General features: G+C 69.5%; 21 protein-coding genes and 2 pseudogenes. 18 read left to right on the top strand and 5 right to left on the bottom strand.

The genetic code is table 11. The features are described from left to right. Nucleotides 1-251: 251 nt before the first annotated feature. The 3 genes and pseudogenes from C1A38_RS32435 to C1A38_RS16575 all read left to right on the top strand — a co-directional run. A pseudogene (locus C1A38_RS32435) lies at nucleotides 252-329 on the top strand (GNAT family N-acetyltransferase); the annotation flags it as partial. Nucleotides 330-385: 56 nt separating this feature from the next. Beyond that, a complete protein-coding gene (locus C1A38_RS31855; RefSeq protein WP_233196866.1) occupies nucleotides 386-526 on the top strand; it encodes a GNAT family protein in 141 nt (46 codons plus the stop codon). A gap of 187 nt (nucleotides 527-713) precedes the next feature. Continuing rightward, nucleotides 714-1,379, top strand: coding sequence for a Type 1 glutamine amidotransferase-like domain-containing protein (locus tag C1A38_RS16575; protein ID WP_102658725.1), 666 nt, complete (start codon nucleotides 714-716; stop codon nucleotides 1,377-1,379). A gap of 116 nt (nucleotides 1,380-1,495) precedes the next feature. Here C1A38_RS16575 and C1A38_RS31850 read toward each other — a convergent pair whose 3' ends face one another. Together C1A38_RS31850 and C1A38_RS31845 are read right to left on the bottom strand one after the other, a co-directional pair. Continuing rightward, nucleotides 1,496-2,266 (bottom strand): DUF6194 family protein, encoded by a 771-nt coding sequence (locus C1A38_RS31850; RefSeq protein ID WP_233196865.1) that lies wholly within the window; start codon nucleotides 2,264-2,266, stop codon nucleotides 1,496-1,498. After that, the gene (locus C1A38_RS31845; protein WP_233196864.1) at nucleotides 2,181-3,074 is read right to left on the bottom strand and encodes an erythromycin esterase family protein; all 894 of its coding nucleotides are present in this window, start codon (nucleotides 3,072-3,074) and stop codon (nucleotides 2,181-2,183) included. The genes C1A38_RS31850 and C1A38_RS31845 overlap by 86 nt, the downstream gene beginning before the upstream one ends. Before the next feature lie 54 nt (nucleotides 3,075-3,128). On the opposite strand from C1A38_RS31845, the gene C1A38_RS16565 reads away from it, so the two are divergent. From C1A38_RS16565 to C1A38_RS16510, 12 genes are all read left to right on the top strand, one after another. Then, nucleotides 3,129-3,881 carry a TioE family transcriptional regulator gene (locus C1A38_RS16565; protein WP_102658724.1) on the top strand — a complete coding sequence of 251 codons (753 nt, stop codon included), beginning with the start codon at nucleotides 3,129-3,131 and terminating at the stop codon, nucleotides 3,879-3,881. Nucleotides 3,882-3,956: 75 nt separating this feature from the next. Next, the gene (locus C1A38_RS16560) at nucleotides 3,957-4,796 is read left to right on the top strand and encodes an SDR family NAD(P)-dependent oxidoreductase (RefSeq protein ID WP_102658730.1); all 840 of its coding nucleotides are present in this window, start codon (nucleotides 3,957-3,959) and stop codon (nucleotides 4,794-4,796) included. Nucleotides 4,797-4,902: 106 nt separating this feature from the next. Beyond that, nucleotides 4,903-5,721 carry a MerR family transcriptional regulator gene (locus tag C1A38_RS16555; protein ID WP_102658723.1) on the top strand — a complete coding sequence of 273 codons (819 nt, stop codon included), beginning with the start codon at nucleotides 4,903-4,905 and terminating at the stop codon, nucleotides 5,719-5,721. A gap of 72 nt (nucleotides 5,722-5,793) precedes the next feature. Then, a complete protein-coding gene (locus tag C1A38_RS16550; RefSeq protein ID WP_102658729.1) occupies nucleotides 5,794-6,153 on the top strand; it encodes a nuclear transport factor 2 family protein in 360 nt (119 codons plus the stop codon). 163 nt (nucleotides 6,154-6,316) lie between these two features. Next, on the top strand, nucleotides 6,317-7,720 hold the full coding sequence (locus C1A38_RS16545; protein ID WP_102658728.1) for an amino acid adenylation domain-containing protein: 1,404 nt from the start codon (nucleotides 6,317-6,319) through the stop codon (nucleotides 7,718-7,720). 70 nt (nucleotides 7,721-7,790) lie between these two features. Continuing rightward, on the top strand, nucleotides 7,791-9,035 hold the full coding sequence (locus C1A38_RS16540; RefSeq protein WP_102658722.1) for an AAA family ATPase: 1,245 nt from the start codon (nucleotides 7,791-7,793) through the stop codon (nucleotides 9,033-9,035). After that, nucleotides 9,032-10,282, top strand: coding sequence for a vWA domain-containing protein (locus C1A38_RS16535; protein WP_102658721.1), 1,251 nt, complete (start codon nucleotides 9,032-9,034; stop codon nucleotides 10,280-10,282). The genes C1A38_RS16540 and C1A38_RS16535 overlap by 4 nt, the downstream gene beginning before the upstream one ends. Before the next feature lie 202 nt (nucleotides 10,283-10,484). Next, on the top strand, nucleotides 10,485-11,171 hold the full coding sequence (locus C1A38_RS16530) for a tryptophan 2,3-dioxygenase family protein (RefSeq protein WP_102658720.1): 687 nt from the start codon (nucleotides 10,485-10,487) through the stop codon (nucleotides 11,169-11,171). A 71-nt stretch (nucleotides 11,172-11,242) separates the two neighbouring features. Then, the gene (locus C1A38_RS16525) at nucleotides 11,243-12,505 is read left to right on the top strand and encodes a tryptophan 2,3-dioxygenase family protein (protein WP_102658719.1); all 1,263 of its coding nucleotides are present in this window, start codon (nucleotides 11,243-11,245) and stop codon (nucleotides 12,503-12,505) included. Further along, nucleotides 12,502-13,662, top strand: a complete 1,161-nt coding sequence (locus C1A38_RS16520; RefSeq protein ID WP_233196863.1) for an aminotransferase class V-fold PLP-dependent enzyme — start codon at nucleotides 12,502-12,504, stop codon at nucleotides 13,660-13,662. The genes C1A38_RS16525 and C1A38_RS16520 overlap by 4 nt, the downstream gene beginning before the upstream one ends. Further along, nucleotides 13,659-14,693, top strand: a complete 1,035-nt coding sequence (locus C1A38_RS16515) for a methyltransferase (protein WP_102658717.1) — start codon at nucleotides 13,659-13,661, stop codon at nucleotides 14,691-14,693. Before C1A38_RS16520 ends, C1A38_RS16515 begins: the two co-directional genes overlap by 4 nt. 111 nt (nucleotides 14,694-14,804) lie before the next feature. Then, the gene (locus C1A38_RS16510; RefSeq protein ID WP_102658716.1) at nucleotides 14,805-16,001 is read left to right on the top strand and encodes a low temperature requirement protein A; all 1,197 of its coding nucleotides are present in this window, start codon (nucleotides 14,805-14,807) and stop codon (nucleotides 15,999-16,001) included. Nucleotides 16,002-16,012: 11 nt separating this feature from the next. Here C1A38_RS16510 and C1A38_RS16505 read toward each other — a convergent pair whose 3' ends face one another. The 3 genes from C1A38_RS16505 to C1A38_RS16495 are packed head-to-tail and all read right to left on the bottom strand — an operon-like array spanning nucleotide 16,013 to nucleotide 17,599. Beyond that, nucleotides 16,013-16,597, bottom strand: a complete 585-nt coding sequence (locus C1A38_RS16505; RefSeq protein ID WP_102658715.1) for an NIPSNAP family protein — start codon at nucleotides 16,595-16,597, stop codon at nucleotides 16,013-16,015. Further along, nucleotides 16,594-17,046, bottom strand: a complete 453-nt coding sequence (locus C1A38_RS16500) for an Rrf2 family transcriptional regulator (protein ID WP_233196862.1) — start codon at nucleotides 17,044-17,046, stop codon at nucleotides 16,594-16,596. The genes C1A38_RS16505 and C1A38_RS16500 overlap by 4 nt, the downstream gene beginning before the upstream one ends. 49 nt (nucleotides 17,047-17,095) lie before the next feature. Continuing rightward, a complete protein-coding gene (locus C1A38_RS16495) occupies nucleotides 17,096-17,599 on the bottom strand; it encodes a MarR family winged helix-turn-helix transcriptional regulator (protein ID WP_102658713.1) in 504 nt (167 codons plus the stop codon). Nucleotides 17,600-17,712: 113 nt separating this feature from the next. On the opposite strand from C1A38_RS16495, the gene C1A38_RS16490 reads away from it, so the two are divergent. The 3 genes and pseudogenes from C1A38_RS16490 to C1A38_RS16480 all read left to right on the top strand — a co-directional run. Continuing rightward, complete coding sequence (locus tag C1A38_RS16490) at nucleotides 17,713-18,390, top strand: hypothetical protein (protein ID WP_102658712.1); 678 nt, start codon at nucleotides 17,713-17,715, stop codon at nucleotides 18,388-18,390. Between the two features lie 22 nt (nucleotides 18,391-18,412). Then, nucleotides 18,413-19,090 (top strand): hypothetical protein, encoded by a 678-nt coding sequence (locus tag C1A38_RS16485; protein WP_102658711.1) that lies wholly within the window; start codon nucleotides 18,413-18,415, stop codon nucleotides 19,088-19,090. A gap of 91 nt (nucleotides 19,091-19,181) precedes the next feature. Further along, nucleotides 19,182-19,523 (top strand): annotated as a pseudogene (locus C1A38_RS16480) (bleomycin resistance protein); the annotation flags it as partial. Nucleotides 19,524-19,537: the final 14 nt, after the last annotated feature.

Below are 19,537 nucleotides of genomic sequence, written 5' to 3'. Positions count from 1 at the left end.
CGACTCACCCCGGCCAACAACTGACCACCTCAACAACCAAGATCAGCCGTTAACTCGACACTCCCCGGCGAGGCGGACCGACGCAGCCTGTCGACGACGACAACTGGCGAGCGGTGGCGGACGTCGTACCTCGCGACGACCAACGGGACTTCGTCGCCCCGTCGGCCGCGCGATATCTGCTGCTCAGTCTGCGTGAAGGAGTGTGGCACTCGCTGGCGGTCTGCGCCGACGAAGAAGTCGCCGGTCACGTCATGTGGGGTTGGGACGACGACCAGAGCTACTGGATCGGTGGCATGGTCATCGACGCGTCGCGGCAGGGCGCCGGGCTGGGCCGGGCCACCGTACTGACCCTGGTGCGCTGGCTGATGGAGCGGCCCGACTGTCAGTGCGTCTGTCCGTACACACGTCGAACGACCTGGCCCGGGGTCTCTACGGCTCGATCGGCTTCCAGGAGTTGAAGCCGGACGAGGACGGCGAGATCGTCGCGGAGCTCATCCGCCAGCGGTTCGCTGACCCGGTGGCCTGACCCGGCACCTCAAGACCGCCCTCGAACAGGGATCACGTGGTGATGGTGCCGCGCCGATGCCACTCGATCATGTATCGAGCGTGATCTTGGCCGTCTTCGGGACCGTGGCGGAGCGTGGCCGGGCCTACGATGGGCTGGCTCCCTGGCCCTGAGGTGCATCGTCCCTCCGTTTGATCTTGGAGATGTCGTGAAGCTGTTGCTGACGTCCGGCGGTGTGACGAACCCGAGCATCCACACCGCGCTCCGGGAGCTTCTCGGTAAGCCGGTCTCCGAGTCCCGCGCCCTCTGCATCCCGACGGCACAGTGGGGCCACCCGATGTGCGGGCCGGCGTCGGTGCGGGGTCTGGTGGCCGCCGACCCGGCCTCCGATTGGCGGTACCTGTCCGGCCTGGGCTGGGGTTCGCTCGGTGTCCTGGAGTTGACCGCGCTGCCCAGCATCGGCGCGCAGCGGTGGGTGCCCTGGGTTCGGGAGGCCGATGTGCTGCTGGTCGACGGTGGCGATGCGACGTACCTGTGTCACTGGATGCGGGAGTCCGGGCTGGCCGATCTGCTGCCCTCGCTGCCCGACCTCGTCTGGGTGGGGGTGAGTGCGGGAAGCATGGTGATGGCGCCGCGGATCGGGGCGTACTTCGTCGAATGGGCGGCAGCGCCGGATGACCGTACTCTGGGCGTCGTCGATTTCTCGATCTTCCCGCACCTGAACCTCTTCCCCACGAACACGCCGGCCGACGCGCAGCGGTGGGCGGCTGACATCGGCGGCCCGGCCTACGCCATCGACGAACAGACGGCCATCAAGGTCGTCGACGGCACCGTCGAAGTGGTGTCCGAGGGGCAGTGGACGAGGTTCGGCTGAATCGCCACCCATGGCGTCGATGCGCAGGCTCGCTGCGAGGGCCGATCAGCGCCGATGCTCAGGCGCGTTGCGAGAGCCGACCGGCGCCGAGCAGGGCGGCGGTTCCGCTTGCGGCCTCACTCCTGCTTGCCCGCCGTCCGGCGTACGGCGCGTTCGTGGCGGTCGACCGCTCGGGCGTGCGCGACGGCGAGGAGCTGGTCGACCTCGGGCAGCAGGTGCGGGCCGGGCATGACGACGCTGGCGAAGCCGTACAGGGCGTAGCCCGGGTGCGGCACGACGGTGTCCAGCCGGGCGAAGTCGAACTCGTGCCGGTGTTCCTCGAAGTCCTTGGGTGGGAAGCCGAACCGGCGCTCGAATTCGGTGCGGCCGAGGTCGAGGTTGAGGCGGAGGACGCCGGGGCGGTCGAGTTGGGAGGCTTCGTCGAAGCCGGGCACGTCGTGTTCGACGATGGTGGCGAACGGTTGGCGGCGGTCCGCGCCGACGTGGAAGAACCGGTCGCCCCAGGCACCCTTGGGTGATCCGTTCTCCTCGCTGGCCACGACCTGCTCGACGCCGGGCAGTGCGAGGATCCGCTCGGCGAGCGTGGCAGCGTCGACACCGGTCGGGATGTGCAGCACCGCGTCGGCGTGGTCGATGGTGGCCTGATCCAGGGGGAAGTAGCGATAGTCGTGGGTTCGCCGCTCGGCCGCCGCTATCTCGGATGCCCGAACGAAGCGGGGAAGAGTGCCCTCCTGCTGGAGCCTGCCCTCGTAGGTCGACGGGGCGGGCGCTTCGATGCCGAGGGCGGGGCTCGCGCCGAGGCTACCGACGATCACCGCGTACCGGTCGCCCAGCAGCGAGGAGACGATCGCGCCGGCGCCGGCCCACGACAGGTCCGTTCCGGCCATCGTCATGGTGCTCAGATGGCGTTGAAGGTGCGAAGACCACTGTGGGTCCGCGGTGTGCCTCCACCGACCGGATCGCGAGCAGGTTCTCGGCCATCAGCGCGTCCCGGACCCCCGCCAGGCGGGCGAAGCGTGCCTCCTGCGTCAGGGGTGCGGCAGCCGCGGCGTGGTAGCGCAGCACCGCGACGGCGGACATGGCGTGGACGAACGCCGCCTGCCAGCCCTCGGGTCGACGGGGTGCCTGCAGGTACAACTCGGTCAGCAGGTCGTCGGCGATGACCCGTAGGCGCTGGGCGTCGGCCGAACACCCGACCGATCTGCCCGGCTCCCAGATCGCTGCCGGATCACTCCATCGCGTCTCGTCGCCGACCAGATCGTCGATTTCCGCCGATCGGTCCAGGCCGAGGAACTCACACACCCGGCCCAGGTGACGCCGTGGACTGGGGGCGCCCTCCAGTTCCAGCGGGGCGTCGAAGCCGTGGAGCGTCAGGCGCTCGGCAGCCGGCCGGCCGGCGTTCCACTCGCGCATCCGCAGCAGCAGGTCACGGTTGGCCGGGGCGGCACCGAACCCGTGACTGAACCCCTCGGTGAGCGCACGCTCGAGCGGGACGGTGGCGGAGCCTTGCACGAACTCGTCGGCGAGCAGCCCGGCAGCTCGGTCGCTCTCCAACGCGATCGACCGGTAGCCGTGCTCGGCCAGCGAGAGGAAGACCTCGTTGCGGATCTGGAGGAAGGCGGATTCGCCGTGCGTCGGCTCACCGAGCGCGAGCAGGGAAGGCGGTACGGCAAACAGGTCGAGAAGCGGCGTCATTGCATCAACCGTATCGTTGAACCACTGATTGAGGCTTTCAAGCGATGGAGCACGGTGACCGCCACGAAACCCTCCAACCCAGGGGTACGCCGACCGGTCGACCTCGCCCGCCGTCACGGCCTCTCCGCGCAGGCGGTACGCAACTACGAACGAGACGGCGTCCTGCCGCCGGCCGAGCGCAGCCCGACCGGCTACCGGCGGTTCACCGAGGTGCACGCCACCGCGCTGAGCGCCTACCTCGCGCTGATTGCGGGCCACGGCTACGCGGCCAGCGGCGACATCATGCGTGCCGTCAACCGTGGCGACATCGACGCGGCACTGCGCACCATCGACCACAGCCATGCGCTGCTGCAACGCGACCGGGAAACCCTCGACGCGGTCGAGGCGGCCGTCGCCACGCTCACCGGCTCGCCGCCGCAACCGCAGCGCCGCACCGCCGTACCGATCAGTGTGCTGGCCCACCGGCTCGGCGTACGACCGGCGACCCTGCGTAAGTGGGAGCGGGCCGGCATTCTGCGGCCGGTACGCGACGCGGCCACCGGCTACCGCGTCTATTCCCCGGACGATGTCCGTGACGCCGAACTCGCGCATCTGCTGCGTCGCGGCGGATACCGGCTCGACCACATCGCCGGGGTGCTGCGTCGGGTACGCGAAGCCGGTGGTGCCGAACCGCTCGCCGCGTCGCTGCGCCAGTGGCGGGACCAGCTCACCGCGCGGGGCCGTGCCCTGCTCACCGGGGCCGCCCGGCTCGCCGATCACATCGAGACGCTGGACTCTCCCGCACGGGGAGCGTTCAGAATCGGGTGAAGGCACGAGTTCACGCAGGCACTCGGACGCCAGCCAATGGGCGTCCGGTGCCGTCAACGGGGGAGTGGAATGAGCATGAAGACGTGGTTTGTCACCGGAGGCACCCCGGGCGGGTTCGGCATCGCGTACGCAGAGGCCGCCCTCGACAACGGCGATCAGGTGGCGGTGACGACGCGGCGGCCCGACGAGCTGCACCCGTGGGCCCGGCGATACGGCGACCGCGTCCTGATCCTGCCCATGGACGTCACCGACATCAAGGCTGTCGAGCAGGCCGTGCGTGCTGCCGAAGACCGTTTCGGCGGCATCGATGTGCTTGTCAACAATGCCGGACGCGGCTGGTTCGGATCGATCGAGGGCATGGCGGACGCCGACGTCCGACGCATGTTCGAGCTGAACTTCTTTGCCGTACTCTCGGTCATTCGGGCGGTCCTGCCCGGAATGCGTGCCCGAGGCAGTGGGTGGATCATCAACATGTCATCGGTGGCCGGGCTGCGCGGTATCGAGGGATTCGGGTACTACAGCGCCTCCAAGTTCGCGCTCGAAGCCGTCACCGAGGTGCTGCGCGCGGAGGTCGCGCCGCTGGGCATCCAGGTGCTGGCGGTGGAGCCGGGCGCCTTCCGTACCCGCGCCTACGCCGGCTTCGCCGACGAAGCCGTCGCGGAGACCATCCCGGCGTACCTGCCGATGCTGGAGCAGGTACGCACCGCCATGATCGACCAGGACGGTAAGCAGCCCGGTGACCCGCAACGCGGAGTGCAGGCGGTGATCGCCGCGATGACCCAGGCCACGCCCCCGCACCGACTCGTGCTCGGCAGCGACGGATTCGACACGGCCGTCGCCACGCTCGAACGCAATCTCGACGACATCCGCGCCTGCGAAGCGCTGTCCCGGGGAGCCGACTTCCCGGCCGCCTGACCGACCTTCGGGGTACGGCATCTGCTGCCCGGTGGGCGATCGTGCGGGAGACCGTCGAGACGCCGAATGTCGACCCTCTCCCCGGGGGAGGCGAGAGGATGACACCGTGACGTTGCGCAAGGGCTTGACCATCGGCGAGTTCGCCACCGTGACGCGGCTGAGCGTGCGGACCCTGCGGCGCTATCACGAGTCCGGGCTGCTGGTGCCGGCGACTGTGGATCCGCACACGAGCTATCGGTACTACCTGCCCGACCAGATCGCGACGGCGCAGGTCATCCACCGGCTCCGCGAGCTCGACGTGCCGCTGGCCGAAGTCAGGTCGATCATCACGACCGGCGATCCGCATCAGCGCGCCGAACTCATCTCGGGTCACCTGCGCCGGCTCGAGGCCGAACTCGACCGTACGCGGGCGGCGGTGGTGTCGCTGCGCCAACTGCTGCAACCGGACGCCGCGACACTCGACGTCGAGCTGCGTTCCGTGCCTGCGCAGACCGTCGTCGCCATCAGCGCGACGGTACGGATCGACGACTCGCTCGTCTGGTTCGACACGGCCATGGACGAGCTGGATGCCGCCTTCCCGCCGGGCGAACGCGCCGGGCCACCCGGTGGCCGGTACGCCAACGAACTGTTCACCGACGGCGTCGGGGTCATGACAGTCTTCCGGCCGGTCCGCAGCCCGCGCGGCGGCGGTCGGATGGAGGTTGTCGAGTTCCCGGCGGCCGACCTGGCCGTGACCGTCCACGCGGGCCCGCACGACGACATCGACGTCACCTACGGCCGGCTGGGGGACTGGGTCGTCTCACACGCCCTGGGCATCGACGGGCCCGTCCACGAAACATACCTGGCGGGTCCCCGTGACACCGGGGACGCCCGGCGGTGGCGTACCGAGATCGGGTGGCCGGTCTTCCGACTCACTCCCGACTGACGCCGGCCGAGGCGCCGCAGCGGCGCACTTGACCTTCTCGCCGGGGGAGACCTGACCATGGGGGGTATGAACATGACACCAGATCGAGAAGCTGCCGTCACCTGGGCCGAGTTGCCGACCGTGATCACGGCGTACCTTCGCGCTCACGAAGCCCGGGACACCGAGACCGCCGTACGCGCGTTCGCCGCGGACGCGGTGGTGACGGACGAGGGCCACACCTACCGGGGCCGGGACGACATCCGGAGCTGGCTGAGCAACGCCGGCAGCCAGTACACGTACACCACGGAATTCGTCGGCGCTCACCGGATCGGTGCAGCGCAGTTCGATGTGTTGCAGCATCTGGAGGGGAACTTCCCGGGTGGCTCGGCGGACCTGCACTACCGGTTCACCCTGGAGGGTGACTCGATCACCCGGCTCACGATCGCACCGTAGGCGACGCCGTCCCGACAGGAGAGCGGGGGTGTGCGGCGGGCGGGTCGGGCGGCAGTGCCCGGATCGACATCGGGTCTTGGCGTAGCCCGCGGCGGACGTTATGCTCCGCCGCGATGAAACCTTCTCTCAGATTGGGGGCCCGGTTCGCACAAGGTGAGTGCTGATGCGCTCCCCGACCGCGAACGCGGATTCCCGTCTCTCCCTCTGGCGGCGCGTACGTGAGTACGCCGTACCGCCGTCCATGATCGAAGCCGCGACTGCGCGTCGTCACGTCGGTGACTGGGCCGGGGCGTGCGCCGCCGCCCGCGTCGACGTCGACCTGGACCTGCGCGCCGTTGCCCGTACTCACGGCCGGGAACTGGCCACCCGGTTGCGGACCGATCTCCGTCACCTCGCGCCGGACCTGCTGCGCTGGCACATGCCGAGGATCGCTCCGGACGGACTGCTGCGCCCGGGCCTGACCATCCCGCTGACCCGGTACGGCCCGGCGGAACACGACGGAGTCGAGGCGGTGCACCTGGTCGCCCGGACTCCACCGGCCTGGGCGGATGCGGGCCAGCGGATCAGCCTGGCGTTGTGGGCCGCCGAATTCTCCGACAGGACCGACAGCTCGCATCCGCATCCGCGCCCGGACCGTCGCTTCCGTCTGGACCTGCATCGCCATCTGTGGGATGCGCGGAGAACCGACGAGTTGCGGACCCGTTCGGGTCTGCCGTCGTGGGCCCCCGACAACGCGGCAACGGTGCGCCCCGACCTGCCGTGGGACGCGTTGCGGGAACGTGGTTACGCGGTGGACCAGTGGGTGGCCGAGGCGACGTTGCTGCTCCGGCAGGAGGGCCGCACCAACGGTTCGGTGGTGGTGCGGCTCGGCCCTCGGCGTCGTCTGGTCGTGGACGTCGCTGCGGCGGGCACGGACGTACACCCGCCTGCGGCGCGCCTCGGCGAGGCCGCACGGGCCGGTGGTGTCCCCGGCGTGCCGGTGCTGCCCGACGCGGCTACCTGGACGCCACCGGATGTGGAACTGCTGCGTCATGGGTTGATCGAGGTCGACCGGCTGCACCCGCTGGTGGCCGCCGCGCTCGTGCCCGGTCACCGACCGTCCGCCACCCCGACCTCCCCGGGCCCGGAAGCAGCGCCCCGTCCCGTGGCCTGCCGGGGCGTTTGGCACCGCATCGGCCTGGTGGACGGTGTGCTCACACCCCTCGACCACGACCCGGCGGAGATCCGCCGGGAGGAGTTGCTGGCCGCGCTGACCGGCCACCCGCTGGCCTGCCTGCGGGCAATCGACGAGGCGCACCGCAGCCCGCAGTGTCTTCCCGACATCCGTGCCCGACTGGACCACGGGGACACGGCCGGCGCGCTGGCCGCCGTCGAGGCCCTCCTCGGACCCGATGCGCTGCTGCGCCACGGGGAGCTGCGGGAGGAACTGGAGAACGCCGCGTCGCGGCGGATCACGTACGGGCTGTTCCGCGCCGGATTGATCGGGTCGGGACCTGCCACCTGCTCCCGGGACTGGCAGCCCAAGCGGGCCAGCCGCTCACACCCACGTCACGCGATCGCCCGCTGACCTGCGGGACCGCCTTTCCCCTTCACTCGGCCCACGGCCGAGCCACGACGACCTCACAAGGTGATCACACATGTCTTCCACCCGTACCTCGATCGACCCCACCCCGATGCCGCAACTCGACGTCGCCGCCGACCTGCTCGCGCTGCTGGCCGACACCAGCACCGAGATCCGCTGCGACCCGCAGCTGGAGGCGCTGACCCTGGCTGTGGCCGCCGACCTGCCGGTGCTGCTGTGGGGTGAGCCGGGGATCGGCAAGACCGCCGCGCTGACGCAGCTCGCCGCATCCCTGGACCTGCCACTCACGACGGTGATCGCCAGTGTCCACGAGCCGTCCGACTTCGCGGGGCTGCCCGTCGTCGGCGACGACCCGGCGAACCAGGGCGTGCCGATGGCACCGCCGGATTGGGCGGTGCGCCTGGTTCGCGCCGGTCGCGGACTGTTGTTCCTGGACGAGCTGTCGACCGCCCCGCCGGCGGTGCAGGCCGCTCTGCTCCGTCTGGTGCTGGAGCGGCGGATCGGCAGCTTGCGCCTGCCGGCCGGAGTCCGCATCGTGGCGGCGGCCAATCCGCGATCCTCGGCAGCCGACGGCTGGGAGCTGAGCCCGCCGCTGGCGAACCGCTTCGTCCATCTGCAGTGGACCCACGACCACGAGATCGTCGTACGAGGGCTGGGCGGGACCTGGCCCCGGGCGGTGCTGCCGCGGCTCGATCCGCAGCGGCTGCCGGAGGCCGTCACCTTCGCACGCCGTGCCGTGTGCGGGCTGCTGTCGGCACGCCCGGCGCTCGTGCACCGGCTGCCCGCCGGTGAGGCCGGTCGGGGCGGCCCGTGGCCGTCACCGCGCAGCTGGGAGATGACGCTGCGCCTGATCGCCTTCGCGACCGCAGCCGATTGCTCACGGGAGGTGTTGTCGTTGCTGGTCCGAGGTGCCGTCGGTGACGGTCCCGGACTGGAGCTGCTGGCCAGCCTGGATCGGATGGACCTTCCCGACCCCGAGGTGCTGCTCGCCGACCCGGACGCCGCCCTGCTGCCCGAGCGCGGCGATCTGCGTCAGGCCGTCCTCGACGCCGTGGTCGAGGCGGTACGCCGACGTCCGGAGCGGGCCCGTTGGGACGCGGCCTGGGACGTGCTGGTTCGCGCGCTGCGGACAGGTGCCCCGGATCTGGTGGTGGTGCCCGCGTCCACTCTCGCCCGGTTGCGTCAGGAAGGCTGGGACGTGCCCGCGTCGATCGAGCAGCTCGCCGGGGCGGTCTCGGTGTCCCGGCGGGCCGACCGGACGGCGGCCCGGGTCGCGGCGGTCGCGGGGACCGGCCGATGAGCACCGGCCAGGCCGACACGCTGGACCGGGACAAGCTCTTCACCGCCCGGCTGCACGCCGCCCGGGTCCGGCCGTACCTGGCGACGGCATTGTTCGCCCTGCACGTGGTCGAGTCCCGGTGGGTGCCGACGATGGCGGTGGATCCGCACTGGCGGTGCTACGTCTCGCCGAGGTTCGTGGACCGGACACCCGTGGAGGAACTCGCCGGAGTGTGGGTGCACGAGGTCTCGCATCTGCTGCGTGATCACCACGGGCGCAGCGATCGGGTGGCACGGGAACAGGGGCTGACCGGGCCGGGGGAGCGGCTGAGGATGAACATCGCTGCGGACTGCGAGATCAACGACGACATCTTCGGCGACGGGCTCGCCCGCCCGGAAGGCGCTGTCGAGCCCGGTGACCTGCTGCTGCCCGCGGGCCAGCTGATGGAGGACTATCTGCGGCAGTTCCGGCTCGGGCCGCGGCTGCAGCATCTGGCCTGGTTGGACTGTGGCAGCGGCGCCGACGGACGGCAACGGCAGTGGGACCTCGGGCCGGACGGCGCGCACGCCCTCAGCCCGCAGGAACGGGACGCGGTGCGGTTCCGGGTGGCCGAGGGCATCACCGGTCGACCTGGTGACGTCCCCCAGGGCTGGCGACGGTGGGCGGAACGGGCGTTCCATCCACCGCAGCCGTGGCGGGAACTCCTGGGAGCCGCGGTCCGCTCGGCAGTATCCGCGCCCGGTGTGGGGGAGGACTACACCTACGGGCGGCCGTCGCGGCGCTCCGCCGGCACACCGGGCGTGGTCCTGCCGGCGCTGCGACGCCGGCCGCCACGGGTATGCGTCGTCATCGACACCTCCGGCTCGGTCAGCGACGCCGAGCTCGGCAGCGCCCTGCTCGAGGTCGCCGCGATCTCCCGGGCCGTGGGTGGCCGCCGCGACCTGGTCAGCGTGCTGCCCTGTGACGCGGCACCCCAGGTCGTACGCGCAACGTGTCAAGCCGAGGACATCCCCCTGATCGGTGGTGGCGGTACCGACCTGCGCGCCGGTTTCGCCAGGGCACTTCGAGACAGGCCGGGCCCGGATGTCATCGTCGTACTGACCGACGGGCAGACACCCTGGCCGACCTCACGCCCGCCGTGTCGAACCGTGGTGGGGCTGTTTCCGCGGATCAGGCGGTGGGACGAGGACGACCCCGACTACGTGCCGGACTCACCGCCGCAGTGGGCGCGCGTGGTCACCATCGGATCCGCTCCCACCGCTCGGTGAGCCAGCCCGCCACGTTCACTACATCGATGCACGTCAGCGGCACTAAGTGTGCGTCGGCGGGTGGGTGGCGCAAATCACGGTGAGTGGATTGGTGTGAAACTCATTGCGACCAAGGGCTGGCGCATTGCTGTCCGTCGTTGGATGATGACCGCCGGTACACGACGTTGATCTCGGCGCCAGCGCCCAGACGGAGGACTATTCCGTGAAGCACGACCATTCGCCTGTCCTGCCAGGTCAGGGCGCTACGGACTATGCGCGCTACATGCGTATCGATGCGCTGCTCGGTTTACAGCGGTCGCCGGACGAGGTCATACACCGCGACGAACTGCTTTTCCAGGTGGTGCATCAGTCGACCGAGTTGTGGCTCAAACTGGCGGCAGCGGAGTTGGCGGAGGCGACCGCACAGGTGGCTGCAGGGCGGTTGGCGGCGGCGGAGGCGTTCCTGGTCCGGGCGACGCTCGCCGTCCGCTTGATCACCGACCAGTTGGAGATGTTGCGATACCTGTCACCAGTGGATTTCCAGGCGATGCAGCCGGCGCTGGGCAACGGCTCCGGTGCGGAATCGCCTGGTTGGCGCGAGGTCCAGGGCGCCAGCCGAAAGCTCGGCCGGGCGTTCGACGAGCAACTCGCCACCCGCGGCATCGCAGCCACCGCGCTGTGCCCGACCGATGCGTCGGATCCGCTGCACCGGCTCGCCGAGGCGATGGTGGAGTGGGACGAGCGGGTGTCGGTGTGGCGGGTCCGCCATTACCAGGTGGCCCTGCGAATTGGCGGTCATCGGCCGGCCGGCAGCCCCGGTAGCGCGGCGAACATGCTGGCGAAACTCGCCGGGCACCGATTCTTTCCCGAGTTGTGGCAGGCACGGACGAGCCTCACCGCCGACGAATAACCCTGCTCAAACCCAGGATCTGCGGTCGGCAGCAGTGTGGTTCGTCTTTTCCACGTTTTGAGGGGTGGCATGTGCGTGCGTTGACTTCCTGGTTGTCCGGCCCGAGTGAACCGCACAGCTTTCCCTACTCGCCGGTGCTTGCCGAATTTCACCGGCTCGGTAAACACTTTGTCGAGAAGGATTTCCTCGCCCTGCTCGACAGCGCCCGGCAGGCAGTGGCCGGCCGGGCCACCACCAGCGGCGACGCCGCGACCCGGCAGCTGACCGACTTCCTGGACGTCGCACTCGACAAGTGGGACGGCCGCTACGACTATCGCAGTTACCTGGCGCTGCGGCTGCTTCGACTAACGGATGATGCCGACGATCCGCCCACAGTGGAGGCCGGTGACGGGCGGCGGACCCGTGACCGGCTCCTCGTCCGCCTCGTCGCCGACACGCTGGCGTTCGAGTTGGCCGCCGCCGCGCACACCACCGGGCTGCTTCCGCAGGGCAGGCCCGGGCCGGTGCTGGTGGCCAAACGGTGCCGGCTGGGGGTGCGAGCCGTCGCCCCTGCGATGGCTCGTCTCGGGGTGGTCGAGGCGGTCGGCGCGGGCACCCCGGCCACTACCACCGCCGGCCTGCTCGCCGTCGCCCGTGAGCTGGTCTGTCCGGGGGATCCGTCGTTGCGGCTGAGCATGCTGCCGGTGCATGTGACACACGACGAGTACCTGTTCATCCGGGTGCTCCAAGCGTACGAGTGCATCTTCGCCGGCGTCGCCGAGGAACTTCGCGCGGCGGTGACGGCCCTGGCGGGGGACACACCGGCCACCGCCGCCGACCGGCTCGGCTACGCGGGTGACCTGCTGCGCACCGCAGGTCCCCTCTTCTCCCTGCTCGCCACCATGCAGCCGGAGTCGTTCCGCACCTTCCGGCAGTACACGGAGGGAGCCAGCGCGATCCAGTCCCGCTCCTACAAGCTGGTCGAGTCGCTGTGTCATACGCCCGAGGTGGGCCGGCTGGACTCGGTCGCCTACCAGTCGGTGCCGGAGGTGCAGGCCCGGGTACGCGACGGCCAGCCGACGGTGGACCAGACGTACCGGCGGGCGGTTGCCGACGGCCGACTCACCGGAGCGGACGCGGTCCTGGTGGCACGGCGGATGGCCACGTTCGCCGGTGCCCTGACGCAGTGGCGTCGTACCCATCTGCGGGTTGCGGTGCGGATGCTGGGTGCCCGGTCCGGCACGGGCTACACCGAGGGCACGCCCTACCTGGCGGCGGTCAGCACCGCACCGGTCTTCGCCGCCGTCACCACAGATGCCGCCACGCCCGAGACGGACGAAAGGCGTTGCGCGTGAGCCAACCTGAGCAGAGCCCCCGGTGCCTCGACGCCGCCGCGCACGCCGCCCTGCGCGCGGAGTTCCCCCTGCTGGAAAGCTGCGTCTACCTGAACAGCAACTCCACCGGCGCCGCGCCGAGGGGCGTCGAGCGGGTGCTGCACGACTACTGGGAGACGCTGCGCACCTGGCGCGACGACGTCTGGCAGGACTGGCACGTCGGCCTCGACCGGTACGCCGACTCGGTGGCGGCGCTGCTGGGCGCGCCGCCGGGCAGCGTGCTCACCGATGCGAACCTGAGCACGTTCCTGGCCCGGGTGGCGTCCTGTTTCGACTACCGTCCGCCCCGCAACCGGGTGGTCATCACGGATCTCGACTATCCGACGGTGCCGTTCATCTTCCGCGCGTACGGCCGATATGGCGCGCAGCTCGACGTGGTCGGCACCGGCGGCCCCCACCTGGACCAGGATGCTCTGGAAGCCCGGATCGACGAGCGGACCCTGCTGGTGTGTGTGCCGCACGCCAGCTTCACCTCCGGTGCGACCGTCGACCTGTCCCGGCTGGTGACCCGAGCCCGTCAGGTGGGTGCGCTGGTGGTGGTGGATGCCTTCCAGACCGTCGGGGTGGTGCCGTTCGACGTCACCGCGCTCGACGTCGACGTCGTGCTGGGCGGATCCCACAAGTGGCTGTGCGGCGCCGGCACCGCGTTCCTCTACGTCCGGCCGGACCTGGTGCCACTGCTGACTCCGGCGGCCACCGGCTGGCAGGCCGGCGACCGCGCGCTGACATTCCGACCCTCGCCCGGCTGGGCGCCCGGCATCCGTCGCTTCGCCGGCGGCACACCGTACCCACTCACCTCGCTGATCTCCCAGGTCGGCCTGGACCTGCTGCTCGACGTCGGCGCCGACGCCATCCGGCGGCATTCACTGGCGCTCACCCGGCGGCTGCTGGACCGGGCCGAAGCCGCCGACATCACGGCGGTCAGCCCCACCGACAGCGCCCGAGGGGGCGTGGTGTGCCTGGATGTCCCCGACGGTGAGGCCGTCAAGCAGCGGCTGGCCGCCCGGGACGTGATCTGCAGCTGGCGCGGCTACCTGCGGGTCGGCCCGCATGTCTACAACACCCTCGACGAGATCGACCTGTTCATGGATGCGCTGGAAGAGGAGCTGCACCGGTGACCGTCACCCTCTCGCCGCGGGCGTTGATGAGCCTGCTCGTCAACGGCCCAAAGGCCACGGACGTGCTGCACACGGCACTCGACCTGGGACTGCTCGACGCACTGGAGGCCGGACCGGTCCGCCTCGACGCGTTGGCCACCCGGTTCGGGGTGCTTCCGCTGCGGCTGTACAAGTTCCTCGACTGCATCGAGAGCCTCGGCCTGCTGACCCGCGACGAGCCCGACGACGACATCGGCGCGACCAGCTACCGCGCCGTGGCGGGACTGCGCGACGCGGTCAACGCGGTGGTCGGTCCCGACGCCACCGAGCGGGACAGAGACCGCTACCCGTGGCGGCAGTTGTACGGCCGACTGGCCGAGAGCCTGCGGGGTGAGGTCAGCATCGACGACGGGTTCGCCTGGCCACCGAAGACGGCCGAACAGACCGCCGAGTTCGAGCGCAGCATGGCCCTCGGCCTGGGACCGGCGATCGAGACGGTACGCCGGCACTCGGATCGACTCTGGTCGGACCGGCACCGGCTGCTGGACGTCGGCGGTGGAGACGGAACCCTCGCCGCACACATCCTCGACACCGCGCCGAACCTGCGTGCCGACGTGTACAACCTGCCGGCGGTGGCACCACTGGTGGCCGCCACCCGCGACGCCCGCGGCCACGCCGATCGGCTCGGTTTCGTCGGTGGCGACTTCTTCGTCGAACCCCTACCGGGCGGCTACGACGCGCTGTCCTTCGTCCGGGTCCTGCACGACTGGCCGAACGCGGTGGCCCGCGAACTGGTCCAGCAGGCGTACGCGGCGTTGGAGCCGGGCGGGCTGATCCTGATCTGCGAGGAGTTCCGCACCCCGGACCGGCTGGCCATGCAGTTCTTCTGGAGCTACTTCCTGATCGGCGTCGACAGCAGCGTCAGCCGACTCCGCGAGGCGGACTTCTACACCAAGCTGCTCACCGAGGTCGGCCTTCAGGACGTGGCAGTGCTGCCGGGCACCTGGGAACTCGTCATCGCGTACAAGCCCTTGCAGCCCGGCCGGGTGTGAATCCGAGCGATCTGACGCATCAGAGCTGAGTTCCTCGTTCAGGGTCGGGAAATCCGGACTTCCGATATAACGGACGCAGGAAATGTTCTTGATGCGAGGGCTTTGTCAACAATGGACGAGAAAACAACAGCCGGCCCGCTGTTGCGCACGCGAGAAGCCCCGAAGCAGCCGGCGTTCATCGAACTCTTCTTCGACCTGGTGTACGTCTTCGCGCTGACCCAGCTCACCCACCTGATGATCGACAACCTCACCCTGGAGGGTGGGTTCGAAGCGCTCGTGCTGTTCTTGGCGCTGTGGTGGGTCTGGGTACTGACGGCGTGGATGACGGATCAGTTCGACCCACAGCGCGCGTCCGTCCAGTGGTACGTGATCCTGGTCATGTTCGGCATTCTGCTGATGGCTATCCAGGTGCCGAAGGGTTTCGATGGAAATGGTCTGTTCTTCGCCATCACGTTCAGCGCGATCAACCTTGGACGCTTTCTGTTTTGTGCAGGAGCCGCGCGCGGGACCACTCTGCTGCGCCATGTGTTGCGCGCCCGATTCTGGTCCGTCATCTCGACGCTGTTCTGGATTCCCGGGGCATTCGTCGAAGGCTGGGCCAGGGGTGGCCTGTGGTTGGCGGCCCTGGCCGTGGACTATGTCTCGGCGTTGCTGCGCTGGCCAACCCCGTGGCGATCGCGCCGGGCGTTAGGGCCGGCGCTGGAACTCGCCGCGACTCACCTCGCCGAGCGCTACCGACAGGTCTTCCTCATCGCCCTGGGGGAGATCGTCCTGATCATGGGTCTGACCTTCACCAACACGGGTTATGACGCGTTCACGCCCAGGCGTACGGTGGTGCTCGCGCTGTCGTTCGCCAGCGCCGCCCTCATGTGGCGGCTCTACATATACCAAGCCGGATCCCAACTTGCCCCGGCGATCGCGGTCTCCGGCAACCCGCACCGCCTCAGCCAATGGTCTGCCTATGCCCATATGGCGATGGTCGCCGGGATTCTTTTGACGGCTGTCGGGTTCACTCTGGCCATCGAGCATCCGTTCGAGCGGACGCCGACATCCTGGGTCGCCGCCATAACCGGCGGCCCAGCACTGTTCCTGGCGGGGCGCTCCGCCTTCGAGTACGTGATCTTCGGGAGAGCGACCTGGCCCCGACTGATGGGAATCCTCGGCCTCGCCGGTCTCTCCGTCATAGCGCCACACCTGCTGCCGGAGGTCACGTTGGCGGCGACGACTTTCGTCCTCATCGCACTCGTCGCGTACGAGACGGCGCGTGGCCATCGAAGACCACCAAAGAAGCCCGCACCATCCATCTGAGTCAGCGTATGTCAGTGAAGGGTGGAGCGGTGGGTGGGGCTGAGGCGGAGGTGTTCGGTCGTGACCACCGCTGCGGGAGGCTCTGCCGGTAGGGGTGACCGGGTGAGCCAGACCAGGGCGTGCTCCTGTTCGCGGACCGGCAGCCGAGGGAAGTTGTTCGCGCTGTACTCGGTCTTCAACACGGCCAGGGTTTCCGTCGAGCTGTGCGTGGGATCGAGGAAAGGGCCGTTGCCGTACCAGATCGTCGCGTGCAGGACCGAGTCGGGATTGGCGGTGCCGCGGTCCAGTACCGGCACCGCGACGATCTCGCGGAGCAGCAGTACGTTGTCGAAGTCGAGCATTGTCGCGTTCGCCGCTGGTCCGTGTTTCGCCCACACCAGTCCTGTGTAGAAGGCCGTCAGGGCGGTCCGGCGCGATGGCATGTCGGCGAATCCGCGCAGCCACACGAACTGGTCGGGCCGGTCGAGGTCGCGGAACTGGCCCAGCACTGCCATCCCCAGTTCTTCCTGGCTTTCGACGAACTCGCGGTCGAAGAGGTCGATCAGTTCGTCGCGGCGTCCCGCCCGCAGGGTGTAACGGCGTAATTCGACGATCATGCCAGGATCCTTTCCAGGACGTCGGCGACGGTCCAGCGCGCCAGCGTCGCCCGGAACGTGTCGGTCGCTTCGTCGTACAGGTCGGTGAGCACCGGGCGGATGCCGCGTCCGACCGGGCACTCCAGGTTCGGTTCGGAGTGGTGCAGGGCGAGTAGTGGCTCCGGCGAGACGGCGAGCCAGATGTCCAGCAACGTGATCTCTGCTGCCGGCCGTCCGAGGGAGAAGCCGGCGCCGTTGCCGCGGCGTGCCGTCACCAGGCCGGCCCGCTGCAGGTCACCGAGGCTGCGTCGGATGATGACCGCGTTCGTGTTGACGCTGGCCGCCACCTCGTCAGAGGTGAGCACCTCACGACCGCGCTGCCTGGCCAGTTCCAGCCACGCCAACGCGTGGGCCGCGATCGTCACCCTGCTGTTGGCCGCCACCCCGACAGTCTCGTCTGTCGATGACACCAAAAGCAACCATCATTGTTACGCCCGGCGTTGGTTTCTGCCGCCGGGGTTATCGCGTCGCTGATCTCGCGCTGCTCTGTAGACCCGGGTGGACGCCCGCCGGGTGTCCGGTGTGCGCGGCGAGCCGTTGCAGGACGGCGATGAGATGTCCGCGTTCGTCGGCGTCGAGCGGAGTGAGGATCTCGTCCTCGTGCTGGTCGGCGATCCTGCGGGCGCGGGGGAGCAGGGCGCGTGCTGCGTCGGTCAGGTGGATGGCGTGGGCGCGGCGGTCGGTAGGGTGTCGCCGACGTTCGACCAGCCCGCGATGCTGAAGGTCGTCGAGAAGCCCGACCATGACCTTGCGGTGGATGCCGAGCACGTCGGCGAGCTGTTGCTGGGTGCTTCCTTCACCGCGCTCAAGGTGCATGAGCAGCCCGAAGTGATTCGGTGCGATGCCCAACGGTGCCAGTCGCGTTGCGAAGGTCTGCGCGGTGTGGAACCCCAGCTGGGAGAGCAGGAAGTTGGCTCGGCCGGCCAGCGGCCGGTCCGTGCCGGGTGCGAGATCATCAGCCACCCCATTATTGTACGGCTTCCTGACTGTCGGGTAAGGTAACAGTTACCCCTGCTCCGCAGTTGGGGATCGGATCAGGCTCACCGCACTGTCCCGTCTACGCCGAAGGATGCCGGATGTCCTACCCGCTGCCCCAGTTCGTCGAGCCGGAGTCACACGGATTCATCTATCTGGGCTTCCAGGCCGAGCCCCCGCGACGGGCACCCGTCTACACCCACACCCCGCGCCGGCAACAGGCGGCGGCGCGACTCGTCCAGGCCGTCCCCGTACTCCTGCGCCGCTCGGACGTGGCGTCCGTGCGCGTCTTCCGTGCGGTGTTCATCCCGCCGCTGCCCGGCGCGCCCCGCTACGACCTCGCGATGCTCATCCGGACGAAGCACGTGGAAGACCTGGAAGCGGTGCGCACCTGCGGCGAGATCTCGGCCCTCGACGGCGAGCAGATCCTGACCGGCGTCAACGTGGCCCGGATAGGCGACACCGACGCCCGCACCGACGGAGTCTTCCTGCTCAACCACTTCACCGCCGCGCCCGGCACCGACGCCGAAGCCGTCTGGCGATCAGTCACCGGCTGGTACACCACCAAGACCGCAGTGGACAACTCCACCGCCATACGGCCCACCGAGCCTTCGCCGTTCGCCCTGGTGAACTATGCGCGACTGCCGGCCGGGCAGATCCGTTTCCTGGTCGGGCAACTCACGCGTCCGAGCTTCCACCGTTTCGTGCGGGCCCGCCTCGACGCCCACGGGATGCGGGCCCTACCCGCCTTCCACCGGCTCGTGCACACGTCGGCGTAACGTCGAACGGAGATCGACCCTCATGAGCTTCCCTCGTCTTGCCGGGGTTGCGGGGACAGGTTTCGTCGTCATCCTGGTCGCGGCCAACGTCCTGCTGGCCGCAGCGGGTCTTCCCACCCCGTCCGAAGCGGCATCCGTCGACGAGATCACCACGGTCCTCGCTGCCGGTGCCGGGTCACTGCGACTGGCCTCGGCGCTCCTGCCGGCCGCCTGGTTGCTGGCCACGCTCTTCGCCGTCGGGGTGTGCGTCTGCCTCGGACGCGACGAGCGAGGCCGCACGGACCCGTGGTCCCTGGTCGGTCTGGCCGGCGTTCTCATGCAATCGGTGGTGTTCACAAGTGTCGAGGCCACCCGCCTCGCCCTGATGTCCGCCGCCCAGCACGAGCCCAGCGGCGTTGCTGGCCTGTGGGGTCTGCACACCGCCCTGTTCGGTTTCAACCAGGTCTTCCTCGCCACCGCACTTGTCGGGTTCTCGGTCTCCGGCATTCGTACCGCAGTCATCGCCCGGTGGCACGCCGGCATCGGGTTCGTCGCCGCCGCGCTGCTGTTCGTCACCGCGACGACGAGCCCGTACGGCGTGGGCGGCGTCAATCCGCTGGCGCTGTTCGGCCTCGTCGGCTGGCTCCTGTGGCTGGTGTGGATCGTGGCGTACAGCATCGTCCTGATCCGACGTGCGCCCGAGCCGTTCGCCGTCACCTGACGTTCCCGCCACCGATGTTCCGTCGGCGACTCGCTGACAGCCCGGCTCACCGGGAAGGCAGCGTCCCCGGTCGGCGGGCACCCATACTGAATCGATGGTCGAACATCTCGCGCCGGTCCTGCGGGTCGCCGATGCCGAGGCCTCCGTCCGCTGGTACGAGCGGCTCGGCTTCGTCAAGCAATGGGAACATCGGTTCGCGCCCCACCTGCCCCTCTATGTGGGAATCGCCCGAGCGGACATGCACCTGCACCTGTCCGAGCACGTCGGTGATGCTCGCCCGGGCACCCTGGTCTACCTCTACGTCAGTGACGTCGATGCGATGGCTGCCGCCTGCGGTGTCACCGAGATCGGCGACAAGGACTGGGGGCGTGACTTCATGGTGATGGACCCGGATGGCAACCGGCTGCGGATCGGCACGCCCAAAGACTCGTGAGCAGATGACGACGG

This window comes from Verrucosispora sp. ts21 (assembly GCF_002879555.1).
Taxonomy (GTDB): domain Bacteria; phylum Actinomycetota; class Actinomycetes; order Mycobacteriales; family Micromonosporaceae; genus Micromonospora; species Micromonospora gifhornensis.
This window is presented reverse-complemented; position numbering and strand designations above follow the sequence as displayed.

What these genes read in the sequence shown, in the direction of transcription:
- C1A38_RS16545 (WP_102658728.1), top strand. Translation starts at nt 6,317, where the DNA reads ATGCGCTCCCCGACCGCGAACGCGGATTCCCGTCTCTCCCTCTGGCGG.
- C1A38_RS31850 (WP_233196865.1), bottom strand. Translation starts at nt 2,266, where the DNA reads ATGGCCGGAACGGACCTGTCGTGGGCCGGCGCCGGCGCGATCGTCTCC.
- C1A38_RS16505 (WP_102658715.1), bottom strand. Translation starts at nt 16,597, where the DNA reads ATGATCGTCGAATTACGCCGTTACACCCTGCGGGCGGGACGCCGCGAC.
- C1A38_RS16490 (WP_102658712.1), top strand. Translation starts at nt 17,713, where the DNA reads ATGTCCTACCCGCTGCCCCAGTTCGTCGAGCCGGAGTCACACGGATTC.
- C1A38_RS16560 (WP_102658730.1), top strand. Translation starts at nt 3,957, where the DNA reads ATGAAGACGTGGTTTGTCACCGGAGGCACCCCGGGCGGGTTCGGCATC.
- C1A38_RS31845 (WP_233196864.1), bottom strand. Translation starts at nt 3,074, where the DNA reads ATGACGCCGCTTCTCGACCTGTTTGCCGTACCGCCTTCCCTGCTCGCG.
- C1A38_RS16510 (WP_102658716.1), top strand. Translation starts at nt 14,805, where the DNA reads ATGGACGAGAAAACAACAGCCGGCCCGCTGTTGCGCACGCGAGAAGCC.
- C1A38_RS16535 (WP_102658721.1), top strand. Translation starts at nt 9,032, where the DNA reads ATGAGCACCGGCCAGGCCGACACGCTGGACCGGGACAAGCTCTTCACC.
- C1A38_RS16550 (WP_102658729.1), top strand. Translation starts at nt 5,794, where the DNA reads ATGACACCAGATCGAGAAGCTGCCGTCACCTGGGCCGAGTTGCCGACC.
- C1A38_RS16485 (WP_102658711.1), top strand. Translation starts at nt 18,413, where the DNA reads ATGAGCTTCCCTCGTCTTGCCGGGGTTGCGGGGACAGGTTTCGTCGTC.
- C1A38_RS16540 (WP_102658722.1), top strand. Translation starts at nt 7,791, where the DNA reads ATGTCTTCCACCCGTACCTCGATCGACCCCACCCCGATGCCGCAACTC.